Source organism: Terriglobus sp. YAF25 (assembly GCF_052113305.1).
In the GTDB taxonomy this organism is placed as follows: Bacteria; Acidobacteriota; Terriglobia; order Terriglobales; family Acidobacteriaceae; genus Terriglobus.
In genome coordinates this window covers 1-2,910 of the sequence record NZ_JBFRCY010000601.1, presented here as the reverse complement: position 1 = coordinate 2,910, position 2,910 = coordinate 1, and the positions used below count along the sequence as shown (strand labels likewise).

At 60.4% G+C, this 2,910-nt stretch carries 4 protein-coding genes; 1 reads left to right on the top strand and 3 read right to left on the bottom strand.

The features are described 5' to 3' along the window. Window positions 1–193: 193 nt before the first annotated feature. Genes alr through AB4043_RS20865 form a run of 3 tightly spaced genes read right to left on the bottom strand, consistent with a single transcriptional unit; the run spans window position 194 to window position 2,542 of the window. Window positions 194–1,378, bottom strand: a complete 1,185-nt coding sequence (gene alr / locus AB4043_RS20875; RefSeq protein WP_442303476.1) for an alanine racemase — start codon at window positions 1,376–1,378, stop codon at window positions 194–196. Window positions 1,379–1,435: 57 nt separating this feature from the next. Beyond that, window positions 1,436–2,134: a helix-turn-helix transcriptional regulator gene (locus AB4043_RS20870; RefSeq protein ID WP_442307968.1), complete on the bottom strand. Its 699-nt coding sequence runs from the start codon at window positions 2,132–2,134 to the stop codon at window positions 1,436–1,438. A 30-nt stretch (window positions 2,135–2,164) separates the two neighbouring features. After that, on the bottom strand, window positions 2,165–2,542 hold the full coding sequence (locus AB4043_RS20865) for a VOC family protein (protein WP_263416972.1): 378 nt from the start codon (window positions 2,540–2,542) through the stop codon (window positions 2,165–2,167). A 155-nt stretch (window positions 2,543–2,697) separates the two neighbouring features. On the opposite strand from AB4043_RS20865, the gene AB4043_RS20860 reads away from it, so the two are divergent. After that, on the top strand, window positions 2,698–2,892 hold the full coding sequence (locus AB4043_RS20860; RefSeq protein ID WP_442303474.1) for a hypothetical protein: 195 nt from the start codon (window positions 2,698–2,700) through the stop codon (window positions 2,890–2,892). Window positions 2,893–2,910: the final 18 nt, after the last annotated feature.

Sequence of the window (2,910 nt, the reverse complement as noted above, 5' to 3'; positions counted from 1 at the left end):
TCGAACGATGCTTCAACAGACTCAAACAGTTCAGAAGGTTCGCCACAAGATACTGCAAATACGCTGCTTGCTTCGCTGCTACCGTCGCCCTCGCATGCTCGTGGTTACACCTCCAGCAATTTGTCGATACACCCTAGTTACACCTTCATTGGATGGGCATTCAAACTAGCAACTAGCAACCAGGAACTAGTAACTAGACAAGGATCCGTGTCACTCGATCACTGATGCCGCAAAGGATCTCATACGGAATCGTGCCTGCGATGGCGGCTTGTTCTTCGACCGGAACGCCGTCGCCGATCAGTGTGACCTCGTCACCGATGGCGGCGTCGGGAACGTGGGTGACGTCGATCACGGTCAGGTCCATGGAGACGCGCCCCACTATCGGTGCATGGACGATCGGTGCATGTGTCTCGCGCAACAGCACGCGGCCGCGATTGGAGAGCTCGCGCCGTAGTCCATCCGCATATCCAACGGGGATCAGCGCCAGCCGCATGGGCGTCGGTGCGGTGAAGGTGGCGCTGTAGCCCACGGTCGCTCCCGCAGGAACATCGCGCAGGCTCAGAATGCGTGTCTTCCAGGCCATCACCGGCTGCAGTGTCTGCCGCACATGGGGTGCGGCTCCGCTCAGCTTCAGAGCGTAGCCGTAGAGTGCAAGGCCGGATCGTGTCATCGGTTGTGCGCCGCAGGCGGTGGCGATCTCTTTGATCTGCGAGAGAATCTGTCCGGCGTCGACACCGGAGGTGTTTCCCGCGTGGACCCAGTCCAGCCGCAGACCGCTCGCTTTTACCTGTGCGGCGAAGCGATCCATCTGCTCCCGATTCAAAGGAGAGCCTGCCTCTTCGGTTGAACCCAGGTGCGTCATCGCGCTCTCAATTCGCAACGGAGAGTCCTCGGCGATCAGCGCGGCGAACGCTGCCAGATCGGCAACGCCCTGGCGAGCCATCCCGGTATCGACCTCTACGTGGACGGGAAAACTCTTCGGCCCCAGGCTGCGGGCGCGGGCAGCATCTTCCAGCAGGCGAAGCTGGTACTCCTCCCAGATCACGGGTGTCAGGCGATGTTCTACGGCCACAGCGGCCTCACCATTCCACACGCCACACATCACCAGGATGCGCGGCTGCAGGAAGCCTGGCAGCATGCCCAGCGATGCCTTGACGCGTACGCCCTCTTCCACCGAGGTCACACCCAGCCACGCGGCGCCGGAACCGGCAAGAACCGGAGCACACAACTCGGAGCCGTGACCGTAGGCATCTGCCTTTACAACGGCGAGCAGCTCCATGCCTGCAGCTTCGCGGGTATGGCGATAGTTCGTTGCCAGCCGCACGGCCGAGATCTCGGCCCATACCGGCCGTACGTGATTGGGTTCAACAGCGCGCATCTACTTCCATGCTAGTGGGCGCTGCGGTGGAATCTCACCTGCCGGGAACCTTAGCGGCTACCCATTTGCGTTTTTCGGCTTCTCGAACTGGCGCAGATAGTCTTCGAGGCGCTGGCCCTTCTTCAGCGTGAAGGGTTCATTCAGAAGCTCGAATTTTTCCATGCGGTCCAGGCGGAAGAGGCGGAAGTCGTTGCGCAGCTCGCACCAGGTGGCAGCAGTCCAGGYGCCGCCCCAGAAGTAAAGCGCCAGCGGACGCGCGCGCCGGTTATGGCTCCATTGCCCGTCTTCCCGGCAATAGTCGAAGCGGATGATGCGCTGCTCCACGCATGCCGCGTGAATGCGGTCGATCAGCGTACGCACGGTCTTTTGCAGCCGGTAACCCGGTGCATACATCATCACGGAGTCGATCTGCTGGCGCATCTCCGGCGGAAGGACGGCTTCGATCTTGCGCAGAGCATCGGCTGCCCCGGCAACGGCCTCGTCACCGCCCCAGGCTTTCACCAGCCGGGCTCCGAGGACAAGCGCGCTTAATTCGTTGGCATTGAACATCAGCGGAGGAAGATCCATGTCGCGGCGTAGCGTATAGCCCACGCCTGCCTCGCCGAGAATCGGCATGCCTGAGAGCTGAAGGTCGCGCACGTCACGATAAACAGTGCGTTCGCTCACCTCCRGCTTGCGGGCGAGATCGCGTGCCGTCAGCAAACGGCCGGCACGCAGGACTTGAACGATACGGAAGAGCCGGTCGGCACGGCGCATGGCAGCAATGGTATCCCGTCGTAGCGGTGGTTACTCGGTGGAATGCAGACCGACGGTGTTGCCCTCGGTATCGCGGATGCAGGCAAAGAAGCCGAAGCCGCCGGTGATCTCGGTCTTCGGAATCAGGATGGAGCCGCCCTTGGCCTTCACCCGCTCCAGCACCGGAGCAAGATCGCCCTTGCAGCTCAGATAGACGACCGTGCCGGAATCGCACGGCTTCTGGAACTCGCGCTGCACCAGCGCACCGCCGGTGCCGGCAGGATCCTTGGGAAAAACCACCATCGGGTTCTCATCGGGGAACGATTGCATGTTCATCTCCAGCACCTGCTCATAAAAGGCCTGTGCACGTTCAATGGAAAGGGTGGGAATCTCAAACCAGGTGGCAGCGGACTGCGGTCGTTCACTCATACGGTCGGTCTCCTTGTCGATTACAAGAAGCAGCGTACTGACGTCCTACTGACAGCATCCTGTCAGTAGGTTTTCAGGATTCTTCTGAGTAGAACTTCCGGCGCCAATAGGAGAGTGATCGATCAGTTCCGTATTCTGTAAGAGGGAGATCGACGATGACGCATGAGCTTCAAGCAGCGATTGAACGCCTGTACAGCGTCTTTTCGACGTATGGCCCTGTTCAGGAGATGGAGTTTTGTCCCTGCGGTTGCACCAAGTCTGATGCAATTGATCCGCTCCTCCACCGGACGGCGGTATCGATGGACTTCGCTGAACTCGCAGACTATTCCTTCAGCGCCATGACAACCTAGGGCAACGCAGGGCAACGC